Source organism: Brucella sp. BE17, assembly GCF_039545455.1.
GTDB lineage: Bacteria > Pseudomonadota > Alphaproteobacteria > Rhizobiales > Rhizobiaceae > Brucella.
The window spans coordinates 1,356,130-1,376,602 of sequence record NZ_CP154468.1 but is presented as its reverse complement, the minus strand read 5'-3'; the positions used below and the strand labels follow the sequence as shown (position 1 = coordinate 1,376,602).

Sequence of the window (20,473 nt, the reverse complement as noted above, 5' to 3'; positions counted from 1 at the left end):
AGGCATTTTAAGGCCCGTCGTTCGAGAATGGCCGACGCTTCCCTCCGACGATCATGTCGCTTACAGATCCCTGCGGCGTGCGCCTACCAAAAAAAGCACCGGATTGATCCGATGCCCAAATAAGACGTTGCGCTCCCGCCAGCTCAACTTACGCGTATGAAATCGGATGCTCTCTCGCCGATCATTATGCATACAGCATTTGGATTTCCGGAAATCAGCGTGGGCATAATCGACGCGTCGGCGACGCGGAGGTTGTCGATCCCACGGACTCTGAGCTGGGGATCGACAACCGCAAGCTCATCGACGCCCATCCGACACGTTCCGGACGGGTGCAGCGCGGCATGGGCATTTCTTTGGCAGAAAGCGCGCACATCCTCTTTAGAACTGATGGACGGTGCCGGAACGTAGCGCGAGGCTAAGTATTTCGTGATTGCTGGCTTCCCCATTATGTCCATGGCCATCATCGTTCCCTCGGCGATGGCGTTCAAGTCATATGGATCAGAAAAGTAGTTCGGCCGCACGCGTGGGTTCACGCTTGGGTCCCCGGTCTGGAGGGTCACATCTCCTCTCGACCAAGGCCGAATTTGGCCGAGATTCACGGTACAGCCGTTGCCACCTGGAACGGCGTCTATGCCTTCCTCGACCCCGGCCCCCACCACCATGAAATATTGAATGTCGGGAACCTGCTCATTTCGATTACCCCACCAGAACGCGCCGCCCTCGATAAGATTTGATGATGCTGGGCCTCCTTTGAACAGCGCGTAGTTTAGCCCTGCGGCGGCCTTCCAGTGGAGCTTTTTGTACTTATCATAGCTATGCGGCCCATTCAGCTGGTAGACCAGAGAAATCTCGACGTGATCCTGGAGGTTTTGACCAACACCTGGCAAATCTGCCTGGATCGCGATGCCGTGCCGCCTCAACTCGTCAGCTTTACCAATCCCTGAAAGCATCAAAAGCTTCGGAGTTCCGATTGCCCCTGCCGACACGATAACCTCGCGTTCTGCCCGTAGGATGAACTTTTTGCCATTGCGAACATATTCGACACCAACTGCCTTGCCGTCTTCAATGATAAGGCGGGTTACCGAGGTCCGTGTGACAACGCGAAGGTTCTGGCGATCTCGGGCTGGCTTCAAATATGCGACGGCCGCACTGCTCCGCTTACCGTTCTTGGCGGTTATTTGATAAAGGCCGCAACCGGCCTGATCACCCGAATTGAAGTCCGGGTTCAAAGGCATTCCAGCTTGTTGACACGCCTGTAGCCAGCTGCGGGTCAACGGATGAATGTAGTCAATGTCTGACACACCGAGCGGCCCTCCGACAGCGTGGACATCGTTGCAAAAACGGTTGTTGTCTTCAGCCCGCATGAAATACGGAAGGACATCCTCATAGCCCCATCCTTCTGCACCAAGCTGAACCCATTGATCGTAATCCGAGGGAACTCCTCGAATATAAATCATGGCGTTAACCGAGCTTCCGCCACCAAGAACGCGAGCCTGCACCATTGTTTGCGTGTCATTTCGAGCCAGTTCAGAACCGGCCTCCCATTCAAGGCGTTTGAGCAGACTACCTTGTGCTGTCTTATAATAGGCGCCAGGAATGTGGATATAAGGGTTATAATCGGTTGGTCCCTCTTCTAATAGAGCGACCTGAACGTCCGCGTCCTCAGACAAACGCGATGCTACAACGCATCCAGTGGATCCACCTCCGACGACGATGTAGTCGCAGCGCTTCTCCTCACCTGAGTATGGCTTGATGCCATAGCGTGCCGAACCGAATAGTTGCATCATCATCACTTGCCTTTAATCGATGCGCCCGCCTTGATGGCCAGGGCCGCAATACTAAGAGCAGGGTTAACCGCAGCGGAGGTTGGCAGTACGGACGCGTCGGTGATGTAGAGATTTGGAATGTCGTGGGCCCGGCAATTGAGGTCGACAACCGAGGTTGCTGGGTCGTCGCCAAGCCGAGCAGTACCACATTGGTGCGACGTGGTTTTCCGACCGAAGGTATGTGTAAAAATCACAGGAAAACCGGCTTTCCTCATCACCTGCTTGGTTTTCTTAATAAGAGCTTCGTGGGCTCTCATGTTTGAACGGACCCAATTGACGACAATCCTGCCGTCTTTGACCATCACACGGCTCTCGGGGCTTGGTAAATCTTCACTCGTCAGAAACCAGCCGTATGCGTGGCGAGCGATTAAACCGACGAGCCAGCCAGGCGCTGGTATAGGGAAATTGGCTTTCAGAATGTTTCCCGTGATATGACCCAAGAGTTGCACGCCGCCCAGAGGAGCGCCGTACTCGTTGTCCGCGTTATAAAAATCGTTGAATGCCAGTGTCTTTTGGTAAACGGAAGCGTTCCGCCTGTAATCGAGTACCAGCATCGCGGATGTGTTATGGTTCATGAAGTTCCGGCCAAGCTGATCGGAGTTATTGGCAAGGCCGGCAGGATGAGCGGCATTTGCCGAGCGCAGTAGCAAAGCCGCTGTCTGCACTGCACCTGCAGCGACGGCGCAGATCTCGGCAGAAATCCGTTGCTCTACGCCATCCTTTACGAAAACTACGCAAGTTACGCGATTTCCGTGTTCATCAGTCTCCAGTCTCTGAACGTTCGCACCGGTGATGATGCTTACATTCGGATGTTCAAGTGCCCGGGCAAGCGGTCCTATTTCCGCATCCACTTTGCCTTTGCCGGTGTTTGGAAAAGCATCCCAACCAGTTTGTGCTCTGCCAAGCCAAGCCTCGATATCAATAGCGAGAGGCAGGCTTGCGGGATGAATGCCAGCCTTTTTCAATCTGGAACGGACAGATGCTATCGGGGCTTCGTCGGGAACGGCGGGATAAGCATACGGTCGCCTGTGAGGCGGTTCGGTGGGGTCCTCTCCGAGTGCTCCGCGTACGTTGAAGACCTCTTCAGCCTTCTCATACCATGGCTCAAGATCGTCATAGGTGATTGGCCACCCTGGCGAGGACCCGTCCAGGTGGGGCCGGGCTAAGAAGTCTTCTTTCCGGTAGCGGTACATGACCGCACCGAAAAACTTTGAGTTCCCGCCTACATAGTAATAATTGTTGGCAAGAAAGCTTTCACCATCGGTGCCAAGCCATTCCTCGGTGGGCCGGTAGAAGCCGCGCTGGAAGATGGCAACATCGTCCCGGGCCTCCGGGCTATCTTTGAGGTAATCGCCGCGTTCTAGGATGACGATCCTTCTGCCGGTGTCCGCCAAACTGTATGCAAGCGAACTACCGCCGATGCCAGATCCGATGATTACAATGTCCGCTTCGTGTTGCACCGATGCTACCTTGATGTCTGTCACGCTGCCTTTGGCCTTTAAGCCTGAGTGGGGGTGGCTGCTTCCGCATAAGGGACATTTCGACCCCCGTAGCGGCGCACGCGAATATTCGCCTGTTCGGCATGGCCTGCGAAGCCTTCCATCATGCACAGACGCGAGCCGTATGCCCCAATGAGAGCGGATGCTTCATCCGTGTTGATACGCTGGTAAGTGCATGTCTTGATGAACTTTCCTACCCACAGGCCACCGGTATATCGCGCCGCCTTGTTGGTAGGCAGGGTGTGATTGGTTCCGATAACTTTATCACCGAATGCAACGTTCGTACGGGCTCCGAGAAACAGTGCGCCGTAGTTCTTCATATGGTTGAGGAAGTAATCCGGGTCGGATGTCATCACCTGGACGTGCTCCGATGCGATGCGATCCGCCTCGGCAACCATCTCATCCAAAGTATCGCAGAGGATAATCTCGCCGTAATCTTCCCATGCCTTCCGAGCAATCGCGGCGGTGGGAAGGATATTGAGGAGACGTTCAATCTCTTCCAGGGTCTCTTGGGACAGTTTAGCGGAGTTTGTGATAAGGACAGCCGGAGAGTTTATACCGTGTTCGGCCTGGCCCAGTAGGTCGGTGGCGACAATCTCGCCATCCACGCTATCATCCGCAATTACAAGGGTTTCGGTTGGGCCTGCGAAGAGGTCAATGCCGACGTGACCAAAAAGAAGCCTCTTGGCTTCTGCAACATATGCGTTACCCGGACCTGCGAGCATATCAACGGGTTCGATCGTTTCAGTACCATAGCCCATGGCCGCAATAGCCTGAACACCGCCTATGCAGTAGATTTCGTCAGCTCCTGCCAGGGCTTGGGCGGCAACGATCTTATTGGAGATTTGCCCATTGAAAGGGGGCGCGCAGGTAATCACTCGGTCGCATCCCGCTACCTTCGCCGTGAGAACCGTCATGTGAGCCGAGGCCAAGAGCGGATATTTCCCTCCCGGTACATAGCAGCCAACGTTTGCAATCGGAACGTTACGGTGCCCCAGAACGACGCCGGGAATAGTCTCGATCTCCAAATCCTTAAGAGCATCTTTCTGTGCTTGAGCAAAGTGCCGGATCTGGTCCTGTGCGAAGTCGAGATCTTCGCGCTCTAATTTGGTCAGCGAGTTCACCGCATTTTCGATCTCGGCTTTAGTCAAGCGGTATGACTCTCGGTCAAGCCTATCGAACTTGATCGAGAGCTCGCGAACGGCCGCATCGCCGCCATCCTTGACTTTCGCAAGAAGATCTTCGACGGCCTTCGTTACTCCGCTGCCCGAGGCACTATTCGCTGCGGCTTTGGCGGATTTGATGTGTCTGATCATGGCAATAACTCTTCGTCTGCGGAAGCTGCGCTTCTGCACTCAAAATTAATTCTAGAATTCAAGCAAGCGAGGCGCTTACCGCGCCCCGCTCTCGGCAAGTCTTACAGCTGTTGCTCCAGGGCTCGCATTTTTGCGTAACCTTCCTGTTCTTTTTCGTAGTATGCGGGCGACGGGAAGTCCCACCAGCCGGTGGCGAACGGGCCGGCTGCGTCACGCGATACGATCACCTCCACCAGAGCGGGGCCGCCGCATTCCAAAGCTGCCTTAAGGCTGCTTTCAAGGTCCTCATCTTTTTCTACTTTCCACGCCTCCAGGCCGAATGCCCGGGCAGAAGCTGTAATATCAGCGGAGTAAGGCTCGCCATTCCCCGAGTGATGATTGAATTCTGAAGCCACATGCCGGCCCATGAACTTACGCTGACCGCCACGGATCGACATGTAGCCCTGATTATTCAGCACAAGGAATACAACGTTGATGCCGTTCATGACTGCTGTTCCCATTTCTGGCAGCGACATCATGAAGTCGCCGTCGCCGACAATGGCGACGACCTGCTTGTCAGGGCATGCAAGCTTTGCGCCGAGTGCGGCGGGTACGGCCCAGCCCATCGGAGAGTACGAGCCGGAAGTGATGTGAGTACGCGGGAGGTAAACCGGGAAGCTCTGCTTGACGGATCCCTGCGTGTTACCAGAGCCGACGACCACTATACCATCGCGCTCAAGCACATTGCGAAGCGCTATCAACGGACGCTGCGAAGTGAACGGTGTTTCGCGGCTGTTCTCGCGAGGCTCTACCAGGGCGCGCCAGTCTGCCTTAGCCTTCTGAACATCTGACAAGAAGCCTTCACGGCGCGCGAGCATCTTTTGGGACTCTGCGTCAGAGAGCAAAGAGAGGATCGCCTCGAGCGTCACCTTCGCGTCAGCAACGATACCCACTTCGGTCTCGTAGTTCTTGCCAATCTCGCGTGGGTCAAGATCGATATGGATGAGCTTCGCATCCGGAATGGAGAATGATACGCCCTTCGCATATGAGGATGCAGACCAGTCCGTGAAGCGGCAACCCACCGAGACGACAACGTCGGCGGATGCAGTGACCTTGTTGCCACATGTCGTACCAGTCTGTCCGACTGCGCCGATGAACAGCTCGTGATCCTCAGATATCGCCCCTTTACCGTTCCAAGTGATCGAAACAGCTGCGCCAACTTTTTCAGCAAGGCGAGTCAGCTCATCCGATGCATTGGCGGTAATAGCGCCGCCACCAGCTACAATGACGGGGCGTTCAGCAGCGAGGAGAACTTTAACGGCAGCCTCGATGGCTCTTGGGTCAGGATATGCGATACCGATCGGTAGACGTTTTTCAAGAGGGTGGATCGTGACATCAGCGGCCTCGACCTGGACGTCCATAGGCACCTCAACGTGGACTGGGCCTGGGCGGCCGGTCATCATAGCGCTAAACGCGCGGTGCATGATGCTCGGCAGCACCTGAACTGAGTGTGCCTGCCATGCACGCTTAGTTACCTGTTCAGTGACACGCGGGAAAGCGTTGTCCTGATGGCGTTCCAATTCCTGCATCGTGCCGTGGCCATGCATGTAGGTCTGCGGAGAGCCCGAAACGTAGAACAACGAAGTGGAGTCGGTCAAAGCAGTTGCAAGGCCGATAATGGTGTTCGCAGCACCTGGACCCACAGAAGTAGAGCACGCCATCGGCTTACCGGAAGCGCGGAAGTACCCATCTGCTATATGAACAGCGCTCTGCTCATGCATTACCTGAATAAATGGAATTTGCGACCCTTCTTCCAGGAATGCGTCGAAGAGAGACCAGATACCGTGGCCAGGCACCCCAGCCACATATTCCACACCATAATCCTTCAAGGCCTTGGCGACGACCTGACCACCAGTAAGTTTCATCTGTTCAACCCTCGTTGCAGTGCTTAGGCTTTCTTGGATGACTGGATTTTACCAGCCTTCCGTCTGTGGGTACAATTTGCGCTGCAACCTGTTTCATTCACAAGTTCGCATTAAGTTAATGCTTGATGCAATGTGACGCAGTGAGGGGGACTATCTGCTTACTTTTCTGGTAACGTCGTTTCCTTCGATCCAAAAAGCAAACCGCAGCTGCATTGCAATCAGTGCTCCGCACGCCTCGACGGAAACAAGGTTAAGTGCCAACAGTGGTCTCTTGCCATTTTAGTATCGATTGTTGTTGGCCAGGGCGTGTTAATGCTTTTGAGCATTGCTTGAAAGCCGTGCCGCTATTCCAGAAACAACGTCTTCCACGATTTCCTGCAGTTCGGCTGGCGTTGCTCCATCCCGGGCTTGTATTGAAATACCCTGCATGACCGCTGCCACGTGGCGGGAGAGTCGAGTTACCTCGTCCGGTTTGGCAAATGGCTGAAGCGCTTGAGCAATCCGGTGGCGCATCGCATCACGCCTCTTCGCGGCATCGCTGGCCAGCATCGTATGATCGGGATGGCAGGCGGTCATGCCGCTCGATATCATACAGCCGCGTTCAAGTCCTGCATGGGTGACGGCTTTAATCGATGCTTCGAGTAACAGTCGTACCGCGTGAGCCAGAGAGGTCGCCGAGTTGAGCGCGACGTGATCGAACGTGCCTAGCGTCTTCTCATAGTGAGAAAGCGCCTCTTGGTAGAGTTCGGCCTTGCTGCCGAAAGCTGCGTAAAGACTAGGTGGCGCGATCCCGATCGCTTTGGTCAAATCACTGATTGACACTCCTTCGAACCCGCATCGCCAAAACAGGCGCATCGCCGTTTCGATTGCGGCCTCCCGATCAAAGCTCCAGGGGCGTCCACCGCGGGATTTTATATTTCTTTCCATAGTGAACACTAAACAACGCTTGACAGGAAGTGTCAAGTAGGTTGAATAGTGATCGATAAACAACATGGAGTCCCCTTATGATTTATACCAGACGCGCCATTCTGGCCGGGAGCGCTGCACTGACAGCGCTAGCCTTCAAGAGCAGATATGCGCCTTCAGCTTATGCTGCATCCTCCGATAACCTCATTCGTGAGGGTTCGACCGCCGCGCAGCGTCAGCCTTTCCAGGTTCGCTCGTCTGATGGGGTGATGCTGGCGGGCGAGAGCCAAGGTAGCGGTGATGCTCCTGAAATCCTGTTCATTCACGGATTGCGCCAGAGTCGATTGAGCTGGGAGAAGCAGTTTTCTGACCCTGCACTAGCGGGTTTCCGCTCAGTGAGCTTCGATTTGCGCGGTCATGGTGACTCAGACAAGCCAGCTGCACTCAATGCCTATTCCGATGCTGATCTATGGGCGGATGACGTTGCCGCCGTGATTGAGGGTGCGAAGCTTCGTCGACCGGTGTTGGTCGGTTGGTCACTGGGCGGTTTTGTGGTGGGGGCTTATCTCAGAAAATACGGTGGCTCCCAAATCTCCGGTGTCAATCTGATCGATGCCGTCACGAAGCTGTCCCCAGATCTTTTGACACAAGAGGCTGCGGCCTTTACCGCCACCACTACCTCCCACGATCTCGCAGAACGCACCGCGGCAACGGCAGATTTCCTTGCTGCGTGCTTTCATCAGCAGCCGACAGACGCTGAAATGAAGAGAATGCTTGTAATCAATGGTATGACAGCACGCGCCGTCAATGAAGGTTTCATCAAGACTGCAACCTCCGACTTCGAACCCGTTTTCCAGGAATACAAAGGTCCGATCCTTTTGACACACGGTGTCCACGACCGACTGGTGCGCGTTGCGATGTCGGAGCGGATCAAGGCGATCCATGCCAATAGCCGACTGTCCCTATTCTCGGATAGCGGGCACAGCCCCTTCTATGAGGAGCCCATTCGATATGGGCGGGAACTCGCTGAATTCGTGATAACCGCCAACAGTAAATGAGGTGATCAATATGGTCCTCTATGGGCGAGAGCATACTATTGGTCCGAACATGGATACGGGACTTGTCCGGTGTGAACCTGTGGAAGGTTCTGTATCATCTTTCTTTCCCGGCTTTCGCTCACTGGATATTGACGCCGGCGACGTTCGCTTCGCCGGTGTCATTGGTGGCTCGGGTCCGCCCCTGCTACTGCTGCACGGTTTTCCGCAAACCCACATCGCCTGGCGTAAGGTGGCTGTGTCGCTGTCTCAGCGACACACCTTGATCATCCCTGATTTGCCGGGGTACGGTGCCAGTGTGCCGAATTCGATGACGCCACGCTGGACCAAACGACGCGTAGGCGTTGCATTGGTCGCCCTCATGCGGAAGCTTGGGTACGAACGCTTTGCAGTTGCAGGCCACGACCGCGGCGCCCGTGCAGGTTACAGGCTCGTTCTTGATCATCCAGGCATTGTGACCTGCTTTGCATCCTTGACCGTTATCCCAACGCTGGATGCGATGCTTGCTATCGACTCTTGCTTTGCCCAAAAGAACTATCACTGGTTCTTTCTCGGGCAGGACGGAGATTTGCCCGAACGCTTACTTGCCGCCGCCCCGGATGAATTTCTAGAGCGTGTGCTCAAAGTCATGAATGCCGCGAGTGATGATGTGATAGAGCCGGCGGCAAGAGATGCGTACCACACTGCTTTCCGCAACCCGGCAGTGCGGCACGCAATGTGCGAAGACTATCGTGCAGCACTCCATGAGGATATGATGCTTGATCGGGCGGATCGGGAGGCGGGACGTAAAATGGATTGCCCGGTCCTCGTGCTTTGGCCAGCGGCTGAAGAGGGCGCAAGCGGGCCTGATCGGATTGAAATCTGGAGTGGCTGGGCCGACGAGGTTTCCGGTGGAGTGACGACCGGCGGCCATCTTCAACTTGAGGATCGCCCCGATGAAGTCATAGCTGCACTAAGCGCTTTTTTGCAATCTCAGTGAAGTCCTTTGTGTGGCTCCATATTCGTCAATTCGGCGCGTTGAGTGATGCTGCAAGGTGCTCCACTATCGCACGAACTTTGGCTGAAGGTCGCGGACCGGCCGGAAAAACAGCGTAAACTTCAGCCGGATCTAGGCTGTATGGTTCAAGAAGCTGCGTAAGCTGGCCGGTGCGCAGTTCTTCTCCTGCCATGACGCGGGTCGCTAAGGCGATTCCAAGCCCTGCCACCGCCGCAGACAGAACGCCCGGCGCAGAGTTAATGTGGAGTTTCGCCGAGACGTTAACGGAAGTGACGGTCTGGTTGTGCGTAAAGCGCCAGCTTTCGCGGCCAAACAAGCCGTGCTGAAGAATGCAATCGTGCCTGGCGAGTTCAGCCGGGGTGGCGGGTACCCCCTTTGCTGAAAGATACGCTGGTGCCGCAACGACAATCCGCTCAATGAGCGCGAGTTTGCGTGCGCCGAAGGTGGAGTCTTCCAGCTGTCCAACCCCTAATCGAATGGCAACATCGACCCCATCCGTGATGAGGTTCTGACGTGCATCGCTCATGATCATCTCGACGCGAAGGTTTGGATGATGGGGCAGGAAGGTTGTGAGCGCTGGGATGACCACGCGCGTGCCATAGAGCACCGGCATCGCGAGGCGGATCACTCCGTGCAGCGAGTCAGCGCACCTGGTGGCCTGCTCTGCCTCCTCCATCTCTGAGAGCAGATATTTCGAGCGCTCGAGATACAAGCTACCCGCTTCCGTTAGTGAAATACTGCGGGTTGTGCGCAACAGCAGTGTCGTCCCGAGCCGCGCTTCCAGCATGCCCACGATACGTGACACGGAAGGCTGCGAAAGCTTCAGTTCGCGTGCAGCACGCGAAAGACTTCCGCTCTCTGCTACGCGGACAAACACGGCCATTTCTTGCCAGCGATCACTCATTTGAAATCCAGATAAATGTTCTTCGAAATGTATGGATACACCATTCTTTTCAGATGAAATAGTCTTCTGTCCACGGCGGCTCCCCCGCGACACGGAGAATGACCATGAAACTTCAGGACAAGCTCGATGCGATGCGCGAGGATTTTGAACAAGGACGTTTTCCGTTGGTCCCAACCCCAGCTCAGCTCGATGTGATACACCGTGCAACACAGTCGCTGATCGACAGCGGGCAAGCCAATCACGCTCTTAAGGCGGGTGATATGGCACCCGAATTCTCGCTTGCGGACGCGGACGGTAAGAGCGTCAGTTCCTCTGCGCTGTTGGAACGGGGGCCGTTGATCGCAACCTTCTACCGGGGAATTTGGTGCCCCTATTGCAACTATGATCTTCAAGCGCTGGAGGAAACCCGGGACGAGATTGAAGCATACGGCGCGAGCCTCGTCGCGATCTCCCCTCAGACGACAGCGAATAGTCGCAAGTCACAGCGGGACAACAAACTCGGCTTTCCGATTCTGGGTGACCCAGGCGCTGCCGTTGCCGCTGAGTTTGGCCTGCGCTTTGCTTTGCCGGACGATCTGATCGAGGTGTACAAACAGTTCGGCAATGATCTGCCCAAAATCAACAACGATCCGGCCTGGGCGCTCCCAATGCCTGCGCGTTTTGTGATCGGGATGGATGGGGTGATTGCCTATGCCGAGGTTAATCCCGATTACACACGCCGCCCCGACCCATCCGAGCTATTGCCGGTGCTCGACCGCCTGCGTGCAGACGCTACGACCTGAATCGTCCGATATTCTCACATCAAAAACGATTTCCAGAGACGGAATACCACCAGGCCGGGGGAGCCTCCCCGCTGGAAGATCGATACTTGAATCAACGATGCCATCAAGACTGCCGGCATCAACTTATGAAATGTGCGCCGACGTCTCATGAGGGACCGGCATGGAGCCAGAAAGGGCAAATTCATGAAAATCGAATTGACCGGCCGCACGGCCATCGTGACGGGATCCACCGCAGGTATTGGCCGTGCGACAGCGGAGGGGCTGGCACGAGCCGGTGCCTCGGTTGTGATCAACGGACGCACCGATGCGCGCGTTGACGAAGCGGTGCAGCAGATGCGGGCTGTGTTTCCGCAGAGCACGATCACCGGCATCGTCGCGGATCTGTCGACTCCGGAGGGGGCCAGCGCCTTTGTTGCCAAGGCACCGGATACGGACATTCTGGTGAACAATGTCGGTACAGCTTTGATCCGCGACTACAAGGGTATCGCGGATATCACCGCAATCCCTGACGATGATTGGCTCGACCTGTTCCAGCTCAATGTGATGAGCGGTGTACGGCTGTCACGTCACTACTTGCCGCGCATGGCGGACAAGGGCTGGGGGCGCGTCGTTTTCGTGAGCAGTGAATCGGCGCTCAATACGCCCAAGGAGATGCTCGATTACGGGATGACCAAGACCGCGCAACTCGCTGTTTCACGTGGCTTGGCCGAAGCCGTCGCCGGGACGGGTGTTACCGTCAATGCCGTTCTTCCGGGACCGACCCGCTCTGAGATACTCGGGAACTTCATGGCAAAGCAGGCTGAGGAGCATGGCATCACGCAGGAAGAGGCCGAGCAGGGTTTTCTGCAGGCGCTACGCCCGACAACCCTGATTAAGCGCTTCACCACCACTGACGAGATTGCCAACATGATCGTTTACGCCTGCTCGGAACAGGCATCGGGGACGAGTGGTGCCGCATTGCGCGTAGATGGTGGCATCGTGCGCTTCGTGGCTTGACAGCCAATACTTGACCACGAGCACCGGCAGACGCCTGCCGGTGCGATGGCGAAAAAAGTTAATCCCCCGCTTCCTCGTCGTACTATTGGGCGTGTCGTCAGTATCAACTGGCATGCCGATTTTGGAGTTGAACTCCAGCAAGCCCGCATAACAAAGTGGGTAGGGGGGGGTGAGGTACTGCAAGATGGTGCCGCAAATGCCTTGCTGCCTGATCTTATCAGTAAGGTGCCGAATATTGTTCCGGTCTTTGCCGGTGCGCTCGGTTGGGCAGCGGCAGGTGACGGTGTGATCGTTTCGTTCCTTCCAAGTCTTATAGAAGAAGGAAAACACCAGAAGCGGTCTGACGATTTCGGTCTTACGCTCAGCAGCTTCCTGACGAAGTATGAAATTGATGGCGTCGAAGGTGGTAGTTTCAGGGATATCCCGGATAACGAATGGCCAGGCTATGAGGATGGTCCGACAATAGGCTCGTGATTTTTATCGAGGCCGCCAGGTCGCCGTTCGGCTCTGTCATCAAGATGATCGCCCAACGGCACTGGCGGCTTATGGATCAATTTTTACCGCCATCACTTAGCTCCTATCTACGAGAAGGTGAGCGTGCGGCTAACCTCATTATAACTTGTGCCAATGCGATGAAGATCTGCTTTCGCAGATAAATCGCCCACCATATTCGACGCGATAATACAAAAATCAAACGTTGAAGTTTCGCATTGAGTGCAAGCCCAGTGCGGCATTGGCTAGTATTATTGTGCTGTGCCGGATGCGGGAGGCTGCGATTCGGTGGTAGAAGGTGGCCTGCTATCATCATCCATAAATCCGCGGCCGGGGTTCATTTGTCCATAGAACTCGACTGCGCCCCAAACGAGCATCGCCAGGATGAGGCTCGCTATAAGGATCAACAGGATGCGCCGTCCTTTGAAACCCTGACGCGCCTCTTTCGGGTCAACCTCCTTCATGATTTTCCTCTCCTTTGCGCGGACATGATAAAAGCTCTTTAATCAATAATGCGGGTCGACAGACAGGATGCGGATATCTGCATAGCCGGTTGCCGACCCTTATTAAGCCCCATCATGCCGCCTGGGCGTGCTGATTTGCAGAATTGACGGCAAGTTTCGTCAGATCCTTGTCGGTCTGGCCTTCTTCCTGCAAGGTCTGGTCGAGCAAGTTTGCAACATCCTTGTAGCCAAGCGTTTCGGCCCAGCGCTTCAAGGTGCCGTAGCGGGTGATTTCATAATGTTCGACCGCTTGGGCTGAAGAGATCAGACCTGCATCGAGGGCAGCGGTTCCGGAAAATTCTTCGATGATTTCTTCACCTTCGGAAAGAATACCTTCTATGGCATCGCAGGTCTTGCCCTGTGCACGCTTGCCAAGAATTTCAAAACATTTCTGTAGCCGTTCAACATGCCCCTCCGTTTGTTCACGGTGCTTCTCGAAAGCCTGCGTTAGCTTTTCGTCGTTGGCGGCGCGCGCCATCTTCGGCAGTGCCTTCAATATTTTACGCTCTGCATAATAAATGTCCTTGAGCGTATCGTAAAAAAGATCGTCAAGGTTGCGTTGTTTGGTTCTGGCCATTTCAGGCTCCCTCCTGTGACTGGCAATTACCGCATACGAACAGATGATTCCATTCGCAGACATATCTCAAACAATCCCGTGCGCGATTTGTTTCCATGGTTGGGGATTTTTTTTGTTGTAAGCCTCGCGGCTGCGCTCTTTTGAGCTTCCATAGGTGGTGCGGTATGTGCCTGTGTTCATAGGTCGCAAAGTCAAGCTGTGCCGTAACGGGGAGTTTTATTGACTGGATCGGTAATTTTTGCCACATCATCGGCAAACATCGTTCAGGCTCTTGCGGCGTCAGTCGGACTGTGCATTCTGTGCAAGAGACCTTTGAAATTATCGCGTGGCGCGACAGGAAGGGTTTAGGGCTATGGCAGCCGATTTTCAGGATCTTCGTACGAAAATGGTCGATAACCAGATTCGTACCACGGATGTGACCGATCTGGAGGTCATTGATGCATTCCTGGCAGTTCCGCGCGAGGCCTTTGTGCCCGCGGTCCGCCAGAGCGTTGCTTACATGGATGAAGACCTGCTTCTGGAGAGCGATGGTTCGGGACGGCGCTACCTCATGGCACCTTCGCCTTTCGCAAAACTTGTTCAGCTTGCTCGGGTTGGCAGCGACGATGTCGTACTCGATATCGGCTGCGGCTCTGGGTATTCGTCAGCTATACTGGGCAAGCTTGCGGGTTCGGTCATCGGGCTTGAAAGCGATTCTGTTCTTTCAGCCTCAGCGACGGCGCGACTGGCCGAACTCGGCTATGACAATGTCGTGATCGTTTCCGGCGATATGGCTGCAGGCTATGCATCGGAAGCGCCCTATGATGTGATCCTGATTGAAGGTGGTGTCGATACCGTGCCTGACGCGCTTTTCCTGCAGTTGAAAGAGGGGGGGCGTCTCGTTGCCGTAGAAGGACGTGGAAACGCCGCAGTTGCGCGCCTTTACGTCAAAGAAAATGGGGTTGCATCTGGACGCATGGCGTTCAACACTGCGCTTCAACCCATACCGGGTTTCGAGCGTGTTCCCCAGTTCGAGTTTTAATTCGGCGTTGGTACAATTCTGCAACGACTAGGAATTTCTTTGTGAATGCTCTGGGCGGGGCGATGGAAATAATCGATTTTAAGGGTTATTAGAATCCCGAACTGATCGGTTCGATTAATGAATATGTTTGCTCCCAAATGAGGTACCCGGTGTTTAAAACATGCAAGAGACTGGCGGCTGTCGCAGCATTATTGTCCGGCACTGTTTTAACGGGCCAGGTCGCGTGGTCTGATACGTTGAATGGGGCGCTGGTCAACGCGTACAAGAACAATGCAACGCTGAATTCATCACGTGCCGGCGTGCGCATCGAAGACGAGAACGTGGCGATCGCCAAATCCGCTCGTCGTCCGCAGATAACAGGGTCTTATAATATTGGCCGCAGCCGGGGTGTGGGAAAGAGCTACACAACGGCCGGCACAGTCGGCGTCCAGCTGAACCAATTGCTGTTTGATGGTTTTCAGACCAAGAACAATGTGGCGGCTGCGCAAACGCAGGTGTTTGCCCAGCGGCAGAATCTGCTCAACGACGAAATGAATACACTTTATAGCGCAGTCGCTGCTTATATGGATGTGTTCCAGAAGCGCCGCATCGCCGTTCTGCGCGAAAAGAACCTTGCTGCGATGAACGAGCAGGTGCGTGCAGCGCGGGCGCGTCTGGATGTCGGCGAAGGTACTCGTACCGATGTCGCGCAGACCGAAGCAAATCGTTCAACAGCAATCGCCGAACTCAACGCAGCCCGTGCGGACGTTAAATCGGCGGAAGCGACCTATGTACGCGTTGTGGGCACGCAACCCGGAAAACTATCCACAGCGTCGGCAGCCAAACATCTGCCGAGCTCACCCAGTCAGGCGTTTTCGCTAGCCCAGACCGGTCATCCGGGTATTCTTGCGACGCAATATGCCGTCAATGCTGCTGGTTTTAACGTCAAGGCCAAAGAAGGCGCGCTGCTTCCGACTGTCGGCCTACAGGCAGACGCAGGCCACATTAATACCTATTCGCAGACGTCGAGATCAGGCATAAGCAATTCCGTTGATGGAACTACGGCTTCTGTCGGTCTTAATGTCAGTATTCCGATTTTTACCGGTGGGCGTAGTTCTGCGCAGATTCGCCAGTCCAAGGAGCAACTCGGGCAGGCACGCATCGAAGTCGATGTCATTCGTGATCAGGTCCGCGAGGCAATCAATTCGGCATGGTCGCAATATGAGGCAGCGCGCGCCACGGTGCGAGCCACTCGTGATGGTATCGCCGCCGCTCAGCTTGCACTCAACGGTGTGATCGAGGAGCGCAATGTCGGCCAGCGCACCACACTGGACGTGCTCAATGCACAAAATGATCTCGTCACATCGCAGATCGCGCTGGTTCAGGCGGAACACGACGAAGTGGTCGCAAGCTACGCGCTTCTGAACGCGACCGGTCGCATGACGGCCCAGCAGCTTGGTCTTCAGGTCGCGCAGTACAAGCCTGAAGAGCATTACGAGGCAGTCAAGGATAAATGGATCGGTTTGCGCACTCCCGACGGGCGCTGATTGCTCTGTTTCGTGTTTCAACGGCGCCTTCGGGCGCCGTTTTCGTTTGAAGGCGGGGCCGCCTTCGATCGGATATTGGTTAATAAATGGATAAAGCTGTGGGTTGCGTTGCTGGCATCTGGTGGGGGGATTCTCAAATTGACGAAGGTTCGCTACCCTTGAAGCATTGATTCTTTGTCTTTTGCCGGATGCCGCCTGAAAAGACGGATTCCGCCAGGGCTTTGAAATATTGCGCAATCAAGTCTGCGCGACACTCTATTTCAGATAGGGAAAATGGTCACTATGGCACAGGCATCCAGCGTAGCACGCGAGCCGTCGATGGAAGAAATTCTGGCTTCCATTCGCCGGATCATCGAAGACAGTGATGCTGGCAGCAGCCGTCCTGAACAGGAGAGCGGGTTGCGCGGAGCAGTTGCGGAATTTCGCCGCCCACTTCCCAGTGAGGAGGCGTCAACAATCGAACGCGACCCATCTGTAAAGGCTACCTCTGCACATCATGATTTTCCGAATAAGTCCGTTCTGCGCGGTCCTGTGAGCGAGTCTCCCACTTCGGCGTCCCAATCGCGGGAGCTGCTCGATGATGAAGACGATATTATTCTTGATGCGCAAAACGACGATCACCGTTTGACGACGGCTGCTCCATCAGAAGCTGAGGACAAAAATGTGGCGATTTCTGAAACGGAAATCGAGCAGTCGCTTGACACTGGGATCGCTGAGGCCATGGAGAGTTTTCTGGACACCGAACCCGAGAAACCCTCTGCACTGATGCCGCCCCGGACTGAGCCTGTCATCGAAGAGACGGAAGAGACCGGTTCGAGCAACGAAGTTTCGGAGGAGGAGATGGCATCGGTACCCCATATTCTGTCGCAAGCCGTCGAACGGCAGGTTTCGGAGGCTTTTGCGGATTTAAACCACGCTGTTCATTCGGCTCCGCGCCGTTCTTTCGACGATATCGCGACCGAATTGTTGCGACCGATGCTGCATGAGTGGTTGGACAATAATCTGCCGCCGCTCGTGGAACGGCTGGTGCGCGAGGAAATAGAGCGCGTGGTGCGTGGCAATCAATGTATTTGAATGCGGATCGGCTATAATCAAAACCCGCCTGCCGCAAGCAGGCGGGTTTTCACTTTTATTTCAAGTGATGTGGAGCGATAATCATTTTGAAAGTTGATTATGGCGTGATTTTTCAGCCGTTTGTTGTTATTGAGCGCCTAATCCTTTTAGTGCGTAAGAAATCCGGATAATTCCATGCTTGAGAAGACCTATGACGCTGCGGCTACAGAGCCGAAAATTGCTGAACGCTGGCAAGAGGCGGGCGCGTTTAAAGCGGGAGCGGGCGCAAAGCCGGGGGCCGATCCGTTTGCCGTCGTCATTCCGCCGCCCAATGTCACTGGATCGCTTCATATGGGGCATGCACTCAACAACACGATCCAGGACATCATGGTCCGCTTCGAACGCATGCGCGGCAAGAATGTTTTATGGCAGCCGGGTATGGACCATGCAGGCATCGCGACGCAAATGGTTGTCGAACGCCAGCTCTCCGAGCGTGGTGAGCCGAACCGTCATGCGATGGGACGTGAAAAATTCATCGAGCGCATCTGGCAATGGAAATCTGAATCCGGTGGCATGATCGCCAATCAGCTCAAGCGTCTTGGCGCTTCCTGCGACTGGTCACGTGAGCGCTTCACCATGGATGAAGGCCTGTCGCGTGCCGTTGTCGAAGTGTTTGTCACCTTGCACAAGCAGGGCCTGATTTATCGCGACAAACGTCTGGTCAACTGGGACCCCAAGCTTTTAACGGCAATCTCGGATATCGAGGTCGAATCGCGCGAGATCAAAGGCAATCTCTGGCACCTGCGCTATCCACTGGAAAACATTCCTTTCGATCCCGAAAATCCGGCTACCTTTATCGTGGTTGCGACCACGCGGCCTGAAACCATGCTCGGTGATAGTGGCGTGGCGGTCAATCCAGATGATGAGCGGTATCATGCATCGCTCGGCAATAATGTCGTTCTGCCGCTGGTCGGCCGCCGCATTCCGATTGTTGGTGATGATTATGCCGATCCTGAAGCGGGTTCAGGTGCTGTCAAGATCACGCCTGCGCATGATTTTAACGATTTTGAAGTCGGAAAGCGCAACGATCTGCGCGCCATCAACATTCTCACACCTTCGGCGCACATTACGCTCAAGGGGAATATCGACTTCCTTGAAGGGCTTGAACTGACACCGGAACTGACCGCCGTCATTCACGAATTCGACGGGCTTGATCGCTTTGCGGCCCGCAAGCGTTTGATTGAGCTGCTGGATGAACGCGGCTATCTCGAAAAGATCGAGGACCACACGCATATGGTTCCGCATGGCGATCGTGGTGGCGTGCCGATCGAGCCTTATCTTACTGACCAATGGTATGTGAATGCGGGCGAACTGGCCAAGCCAGCAATGGCGGCGGTTCGCGATGGCCGTACGCAGATTGTGCCGAAAAACTGGGAAAAGACTTATTTTGAGTGGATGGAAAACATCCAGCCATGGTGCGTCTCGCGCCAGCTCTGGTGGGGACACCAGATCCCGGCGTGGTATGGACCGGACGGTCATTTTTTCGTGGAAAAGAGCGAAGAAGAGGCAAAAGCTGCCGCACGCGCTCATTATGGCGAGGATGTTGCGCTGGAGCGTGACACAGATGTTCTCGACACTTGGTTCTCTTCCGGTCTGTGGCCGTTCTCGACGCTGGGCTGGCCCGACAAGACACCGGAGCTTGCCACTTATTATCCGACAAGCGTACTTGTAACGGGCTTTGATATTATCTTCTTCTGGGTTGCCCGGATGATGATGATGGGCCTGCATTTCATGGATGAAATCCCGTTCCATACCATTTATCTCCATGCTCTGGTGCGCGACAAGCACGGCGCGAAAATGTCCAAATCCAAGGGCAACGTGATTGATCCACTGGAACTGATGGATGAATATGGTGCGGATGCGCTGCGCTTTACGCTTGCCATCATGGCAGCGCAGGGCCGCGACGTGAAACTCGACCCAGCACGTATTGCAGGTTACCGTAATTTTGGCACCAAGCTTTGGAACGCCACCCGTTTTGCGCAGATGAACGGCGTAAAACTTGACCCGGATTTCCGCCCCGAAAATGCAAAACTTGCGGTCAATCGCTGGATTTTGACGGAACTTACCAAGGCGACCGAAGGGGTTACCGAAGGCATTGTCGGCTATCGCTTCAACGATGCGGCAAGCAGTGCCTACCGTTTCGTCTGGAACCAGTTCTGCGACTGGTATCTGGAACTGTTGAAGCCGATTTTTATGGGTGAGGACGAAGCGGCCAAGGCGGAAGCACAGGCAACGGCTGCCTATTGCCTTGATGAGATTTACAAGCTTCTGCATCCGTTCATGCCGTTTATGACTGAAGAGCTCTGGGAACTGACGGCGGGTGAGGGCAAAACACGCGACAGCGTTCTGGCCCTAGCGCAATGGCCAGAACTGTCTTTTGCCGATGATGAGGCTGCAGCCGACATCAACTGGCTGGTTGATCTCGTCACCGGCATTCGGTCAGTGCGCGCAGAAATGAACGTGCCAGCTGGTGCGGTAGCACCCGTGGTCGTTCTCGATGCAAATGATGCGACAAAAGAGCGTTTTGATCGTCATGACGCGGCTATCAAACGTCTTGCTCGTGTTGAAACGGTGTCTTTTGCGGTTGAGGCCCCCAAGGGGGCTGCGCAGATGCTGCTGGGTGAGGCGACGATATGCATTCCGCTTGGGAGCCTGATCGACCTCAAGGCGGAAGCGGCACGCCTTGCCAAAGAAGCGGGCAAAATTGCTGCCGATATTGATCGGATCGAGAAAAAACTCTCGAACGAAAAATTCGTGGCCAATGCCAAGGAAGAGGTTGTGGCGGCAGAGCGTGAGCGTCTGGTCGAGTTGCAGGAAGCAGCAGCGCGCGTTGCAACGGCGGAGGCCCGCATACGCGAAGCAGGTTGAATGCGTTCTACGCAAACTGAACATATCGAATCAGATGCCCGGCAGCGTGAACACGTTGCCGGGCATTTTGTTTTATGATCGCTGGATATTGGCCGTTGCCACTTATTTTAGATTGTTTTTAAGCTTTGTTGCTCTTTCGCCACAAAGCCGAAAAGCGGCTGAAAAAAGGCAAAATCACGCTTAAATTG

17 protein-coding genes are annotated in these 20,473 nt (G+C 54.9%); 9 read left to right on the top strand and 8 right to left on the bottom strand.

What is annotated here, in order from left to right:
• Window positions 1-143: 143 nt before the first annotated feature.
• From AAIB41_RS17695 to AAIB41_RS17675, 5 genes are all read right to left on the bottom strand, one after another.
• Window positions 144-1,790: a GMC family oxidoreductase N-terminal domain-containing protein gene (locus AAIB41_RS17695; RefSeq protein ID WP_343315299.1), complete on the bottom strand. Its 1,647-nt coding sequence runs from the start codon at window positions 1,788-1,790 to the stop codon at window positions 144-146.
• On the bottom strand, window positions 1,790-3,286 hold the full coding sequence (locus tag AAIB41_RS17690; protein WP_343316117.1) for a GMC family oxidoreductase: 1,497 nt from the start codon (window positions 3,284-3,286) through the stop codon (window positions 1,790-1,792). The genes AAIB41_RS17695 and AAIB41_RS17690 overlap by 1 nt, the downstream gene beginning before the upstream one ends.
• Window positions 3,287-3,324: 38 nt before the next feature.
• On the bottom strand, window positions 3,325-4,641 hold the full coding sequence (hisD, locus tag AAIB41_RS17685) for a histidinol dehydrogenase (protein ID WP_343315298.1): 1,317 nt from the start codon (window positions 4,639-4,641) through the stop codon (window positions 3,325-3,327).
• 101 nt (window positions 4,642-4,742) lie between these two features.
• Complete coding sequence (locus AAIB41_RS17680) at window positions 4,743-6,545, bottom strand: thiamine pyrophosphate-binding protein (RefSeq protein WP_343315297.1); 1,803 nt, start codon at window positions 6,543-6,545, stop codon at window positions 4,743-4,745.
• Window positions 6,546-6,854: 309 nt separating this feature from the next.
• Entirely contained in the window at window positions 6,855-7,472 is a 618-nt protein-coding gene (locus tag AAIB41_RS17675) for a TetR/AcrR family transcriptional regulator (RefSeq protein ID WP_343316116.1), read from the bottom strand.
• A gap of 77 nt (window positions 7,473-7,549) precedes the next feature.
• On the opposite strand from AAIB41_RS17675, the gene AAIB41_RS17670 reads away from it, so the two are divergent.
• Complete coding sequence (locus AAIB41_RS17670; RefSeq protein ID WP_343315296.1) at window positions 7,550-8,509, top strand: alpha/beta hydrolase; 960 nt, start codon at window positions 7,550-7,552, stop codon at window positions 8,507-8,509.
• A gap of 10 nt (window positions 8,510-8,519) precedes the next feature.
• Window positions 8,520-9,485: an alpha/beta hydrolase gene (locus tag AAIB41_RS17665; protein ID WP_343315295.1), complete on the top strand. Its 966-nt coding sequence runs from the start codon at window positions 8,520-8,522 to the stop codon at window positions 9,483-9,485.
• Between the two features lie 25 nt (window positions 9,486-9,510).
• On the opposite strand, the gene AAIB41_RS17660 is transcribed toward AAIB41_RS17665, so the two are convergent.
• Window positions 9,511-10,407 carry a LysR substrate-binding domain-containing protein gene (locus AAIB41_RS17660; RefSeq protein WP_343315294.1) on the bottom strand — a complete coding sequence of 299 codons (897 nt, stop codon included), beginning with the start codon at window positions 10,405-10,407 and terminating at the stop codon, window positions 9,511-9,513.
• A gap of 104 nt (window positions 10,408-10,511) precedes the next feature.
• Here AAIB41_RS17660 and AAIB41_RS17655 point away from each other — a divergent pair, with 104 nt between their 5' ends.
• The 3 genes from AAIB41_RS17655 (at window position 10,512) to AAIB41_RS17645 (ending at window position 12,659) form a co-directional block, all read left to right on the top strand.
• Entirely contained in the window at window positions 10,512-11,189 is a 678-nt protein-coding gene (locus AAIB41_RS17655) for a peroxiredoxin-like family protein (protein WP_343315293.1), read from the top strand.
• Between the two features lie 183 nt (window positions 11,190-11,372).
• The gene (locus tag AAIB41_RS17650) at window positions 11,373-12,185 is read left to right on the top strand and encodes an SDR family oxidoreductase (protein ID WP_343315292.1); all 813 of its coding nucleotides are present in this window, start codon (window positions 11,373-11,375) and stop codon (window positions 12,183-12,185) included.
• A 45-nt stretch (window positions 12,186-12,230) separates the two neighbouring features.
• On the top strand, window positions 12,231-12,659 hold the full coding sequence (locus tag AAIB41_RS17645; RefSeq protein WP_343315291.1) for a hypothetical protein: 429 nt from the start codon (window positions 12,231-12,233) through the stop codon (window positions 12,657-12,659).
• A 269-nt stretch (window positions 12,660-12,928) separates the two neighbouring features.
• Here the strand turns inward: AAIB41_RS17645 and AAIB41_RS17640 are convergent, their stop codons facing one another.
• Together AAIB41_RS17640 and AAIB41_RS17635 are read right to left on the bottom strand one after the other, a co-directional pair.
• Entirely contained in the window at window positions 12,929-13,141 is a 213-nt protein-coding gene (locus AAIB41_RS17640) for a hypothetical protein (protein ID WP_343315290.1), read from the bottom strand.
• 112 nt (window positions 13,142-13,253) lie between these two features.
• Complete coding sequence (locus AAIB41_RS17635; RefSeq protein WP_343315289.1) at window positions 13,254-13,757, bottom strand: ferritin-like domain-containing protein; 504 nt, start codon at window positions 13,755-13,757, stop codon at window positions 13,254-13,256.
• 352 nt (window positions 13,758-14,109) lie between these two features.
• On the opposite strand from AAIB41_RS17635, the gene AAIB41_RS17630 reads away from it, so the two are divergent.
• The 4 genes from AAIB41_RS17630 (at window position 14,110) to AAIB41_RS17615 (ending at window position 20,285) form a co-directional block, all read left to right on the top strand.
• A complete protein-coding gene (locus tag AAIB41_RS17630) occupies window positions 14,110-14,778 on the top strand; it encodes a protein-L-isoaspartate O-methyltransferase (RefSeq protein ID WP_343315288.1) in 669 nt (222 codons plus the stop codon).
• A gap of 137 nt (window positions 14,779-14,915) precedes the next feature.
• The gene (locus AAIB41_RS17625; RefSeq protein WP_343315287.1) at window positions 14,916-16,304 is read left to right on the top strand and encodes a TolC family outer membrane protein; all 1,389 of its coding nucleotides are present in this window, start codon (window positions 14,916-14,918) and stop codon (window positions 16,302-16,304) included.
• 282 nt (window positions 16,305-16,586) lie between these two features.
• A complete protein-coding gene (locus tag AAIB41_RS17620) occupies window positions 16,587-17,378 on the top strand; it encodes a PopZ family protein (protein ID WP_343315286.1) in 792 nt (263 codons plus the stop codon).
• Between the two features lie 174 nt (window positions 17,379-17,552).
• Complete coding sequence (locus AAIB41_RS17615; protein ID WP_343315285.1) at window positions 17,553-20,285, top strand: valine--tRNA ligase; 2,733 nt, start codon at window positions 17,553-17,555, stop codon at window positions 20,283-20,285.
• The last annotated feature ends 188 nt before the right edge of the window (window positions 20,286-20,473 follow it).